Annotated in this window: 5 protein-coding genes; 4 read left to right on the forward strand and 1 reads right to left on the reverse strand. The window is 44.8% G+C overall.

Annotated features, from left to right (window positions below; genetic code table 11):
* Together HW443_RS09745 and HW443_RS09750 are read left to right on the forward strand one after the other, a co-directional pair.
* The coding region (locus HW443_RS09745; protein WP_176238118.1) for a transposase at positions 1-903 on the forward strand (903 nt) is incomplete at its 5' end.
* Positions 904-1,160: 257 nt separating this feature from the next.
* Positions 1,161-1,442: a hypothetical protein gene (locus HW443_RS09750; protein WP_176232008.1), complete on the forward strand. Its 282-nt coding sequence runs from the start codon at positions 1,161-1,163 to the stop codon at positions 1,440-1,442.
* A 99-nt stretch (positions 1,443-1,541) separates the two neighbouring features.
* On the opposite strand, the gene HW443_RS09755 is transcribed toward HW443_RS09750, so the two are convergent.
* Positions 1,542-2,702 (reverse strand): transposase, encoded by a 1,161-nt coding sequence (locus HW443_RS09755; RefSeq protein WP_176238119.1) that lies wholly within the window; start codon positions 2,700-2,702, stop codon positions 1,542-1,544.
* A gap of 135 nt (positions 2,703-2,837) precedes the next feature.
* Between HW443_RS09755 and HW443_RS09760 the strand changes: the two genes are divergently transcribed.
* Positions 2,838-3,080: a hypothetical protein gene (locus tag HW443_RS09760; RefSeq protein ID WP_176232129.1), complete on the forward strand. Its 243-nt coding sequence runs from the start codon at positions 2,838-2,840 to the stop codon at positions 3,078-3,080.
* A gap of 1 nt (position 3,081) precedes the next feature.
* Positions 3,082-3,669, forward strand: coding sequence for a nucleotidyl transferase AbiEii/AbiGii toxin family protein (locus HW443_RS09765; RefSeq protein ID WP_176232130.1), 588 nt, complete (start codon positions 3,082-3,084; stop codon positions 3,667-3,669).
* Positions 3,670-3,761: the final 92 nt, after the last annotated feature.

Consider the following 3,761-nt stretch of genomic DNA (forward strand, 5'->3'; position numbering starts at 1 on the left):
ATAGTCTACGGCTTTAAGGTCATAGTGATACAAGAGCTAAGATCAAAGATAATTGTGGCGGCCCAGGTAGTCCAAATCCAGGAGCATGAGTCAAAATACACCCTGTCCTTGTTGGCTCAGGCCCAGAAAAACTTGGGCTCAAGGAAAATAGCTCTGCTCTTAATTGATAATGCCTTCATGGATGGAGTGACCCTGTGGGAGATAAAACATAACCTTAAAATAGACTTCATCACTCGGGTAAGGACCAATATGGATGTGGCTACTGATGCCAGGAGCTTCCGGGATCAGCCTCCCTCCCCGTGGGTGAAGAAGGCCGAAAGAGAAAAGGACGGCCTAGCGGTAGTGGGGATAGCTGGGCTGACCACCTACGGCCAATATGGGGAGGAAGAGCATAAGAAAAAAAGATACCAAAAAGACTTTCAGGCTAATCCCATCAACTGCGTTATGGTCACCTGCTGGAAGGGAAAGGAATATCCTTTAGGCAAGGAGAAGGTCTTTATCACCAGCCTCCCCATAGAGGATCCCTTAGAGATCATAGACGGCTATAACTTAAGAAGCCTCATTGAAAACAAAGGTTTTAGGGAACTGAAGCAGGGCTGGATGATTGGCCATTTTCCCATGAAGACCGAGGCAGCCGCTCGCTCCCACACCCTTTTAACCCTTACCATGTATTCTCTTAATGCCTGCTTTCAGACCCAGGGGGGAAAGGGGCTGGCCCAAAAGGGCATCAGAAGGCTAAGAACCGAAGATATGAGCACCATCCACAAGCTAATTGTATTTGCCGGAGACTATTTTGGCATCTTTGATGTAGAAGAATATGCCTTAATTGTCCGGGCTCCTCCCCAGTATTTTGTGCGCATCAACCCTCAGGAGGTCCAAAGACGTTTAGGGCTCAAGGACTAATAGTTTCTTTTGGCCCAATGAATGAGTCGCTTTAGAATTTCCAAGCAGTCCGCCCCAACTTGAGAAAACTCTGTCCCTTGACCCCTTCCTTCCCCAATTTAGCTCCCCTCCCCCTTTGGAAAGAGCAAAACTCAAATGTCCCCTGCTTCAACACCCCAAGTTTCCCGTTCTCCGGTCCCTTATGGTGAAATTTCAGGTATACCATAGCATGGCCTGGAACGCAAGCATTTTTTTGGTATAATAGGGTTGTGAATAATATGGAGATAGAAAACCTCTCTCTGGAAGAGTTGGTTGAACTTCACAGGAAGATTTGTAAACGTATCGGAGAGTTAGGGAGAGCCAAGGTTTCTGAGAAGTTGCAAGATTTCCAGATAGGGGATGAAATTAGTTTTAAACATGAAGGCAATATAATTACCGGGACAGTAATCAGGGTTAACCGGAAAAGCCTGAGTGTTAGGACCAGGGAAGGTTGTTGGTATGTGGATCCGAGATGTGCTACAAAAATCTCGCTTGCTCTCAAAAGGGGAATGATGGCATAACTGCAAAAACCAGATTTGAGTCGATTTGCCGCCAGATTTAGATTCGGAGGATGGGCCAAAGGCGGAAAGTGGGCCCTTTTTGCAGGAACGCCAATGATGCTAATATATAAATCGCAAGGGTTGAGCAGTACTACAAAAAATCCGAAAATTCTTTACTTCTGGTAGCTTAATGGTTACTAAAGAAAGATAAAGAGCTTCAAGTTCTTTTCTGGTTGGCTCTGGAATCTGACCAGATTCCACCAGTCTCTGATAAGGAGTTTTAGGGACATCGTACTTTCTATGCACCTTCCCCTTCTCTCGGATTTTCTCTTTTAGTTTCATTACTGGCTGAAAGAAATTTTTGTAGAGTCTCAACTCGTTTCGGTAAAGATCATTGATGATCTCAAGCTCTTTTTCTGTATCATACCTTAAATGTCCGAGGAAAGCTCTAATGTGAGTGGAGTTTTTCTCGTCCACAAAACTGTTGTCATTCTTCTTGTAGGGCCTGGATCTAGAGAAGGTAATCCCTTCACTCTCCGCATACCTTAGCAGGTGCCAGTTAACCAAGGCACTATCATTATCGGGGTGCATCTCTAACCAACGGAAGGGAGTTCTTTTCCTTATGTTGGTCAAGGCCTCAAAGGTTCTGCCCTGGGCTCTACCCATTATTCCTTCTCCCTCCCACCAACTGCTAGCAATATCGACTGTGCTTAGGCTATGGATAAACTCGCCCCTAGCCGAGGACCCGCAGTGCTCCACCAAATCTATGTCCACCTGTCCCACTAAAGACCTATCCCAATCACCAGCCCTAACTGGTATTTTCTGATAGAGGAGGGGATTGTTCCTGGGACGATATTTTCTTTTCCGATGGAGGACCTCCTTTTGGTGTTTTAGCTTTCGATCAATGGTTCTGGGACTGATTCTCTTTAGCTTCTCGGCCACCTCATCAGAACAATTTAGCTCTCCCAACTCTCTTAGTCTCTCTACCTGGGTTTTTAATAAAGGTTCCAATCTTTGACCACAAGGATAGTCAAAGATTTCCCAGACTTTAGCTAAAGCAGCTTTCACATACCCATCATAGACTACTTTCCTTTTCTTTCTCTGTTCTTTCTTTTTATCTAAATTACTCAAGGGTTTAAGTTTCCGGATAAGGTATTTTCTATCCAGGCTAGTTCTTTTTTCAGCCTCATCTAAAAGCCTGGCTTTTTCTTTCTTGGACTTAGTTTTTAAATATTCTTCCCTCACTTCCTTAAGGTATTGGTTTCTGGAATACATATCCATCCTTTCCTCCTTGGTCCTGGCTGACTATCCGTCTCTTTGGCCAAGGAGAGCTTAACTAATTTGGGTTACATTTTATATGACTCAACCAATACCTCTTTGGTTACATTATAGATGACTTAACGCAAAGACCTTGATTTGTCAAAGCTTGTGTCCTATGCTGAGAAGTTCGGCGAAAAGGCCCTTGCCCAGAGGCTTGGATTTCTTTTGGAGTTTCTTGAGGTAGCTGATGAAAACATCCTTAAAAGATTAGCTCAGCTGACTGGTAAAGCTTACGTCAAACTCGACCTGATGGGTGGCGAAGAAGGCAAGTACCTGGCCAAGTGGCGGCTAAAGGTTAATCTGTCCAAAGAGGCTTTAACTGAATGGCAGAGGTATTAGAATGATTAGCCATCAACTATTAAGCAGATATGCCAGGGGAAGTGGTGTTGGTCTGGGTGTTTTTGAGAAAGACTATATTCTTTCTTGTGTCCTTTCCAGCCTACCTGCCACCAGTCATGTTGGCGAAAACTTTGTTTTCAAAGGCGGCACGGCCCTGCGCAAAGTCTATTTTTCTGATTGGCGCTATTCAGAAGACTTGGACTTTAGTGTTTTGCCCGACTTTGATAGCAGCCGCCTGAAAGAGCTGGTTGAACTTTGGCTTTCCAATGCTTCCAAAGAACATGAATTTCAAATCAGACTTCGGGACTATCATAAAACCAACGGCTCAGCGAGAATGAGGGCTCAATTTGTTGGCCCTTTAGGATATCCTAATCAAATTCTTCTTGACGTTACTTTGGATGAGCCAATTATTTTGGGACCAAAGTGTCGCTCCTTGTTAAAAACCTTTCCTGAAAGTCCCGACGCCCAAATCTCCGTTTATCACCTTGAGCGCCCCAGAAGGGAGGGCTTTCTGTCCGTAGCTCAGGCCAGTTTTACCGAGGAGCTTGCGGTTGTTATGAGAGTGATCTTTCAGGCTGAAGTCCTATGAAGCTACCTCAAAAAGTGTATCGGGTAAGCTGTCCACGCATCGTTTCAATTCTCTCTCATCACTTGGCGGTTGCCTTAGTTGCATCCTGACCA

The organism is Candidatus Hakubella thermalkaliphila, from assembly GCF_013281975.1.
GTDB classification, from domain to species: Bacteria; Actinomycetota; Humimicrobiia; order Hakubellales; family Hakubellaceae; genus Hakubella; species Hakubella thermalkaliphila.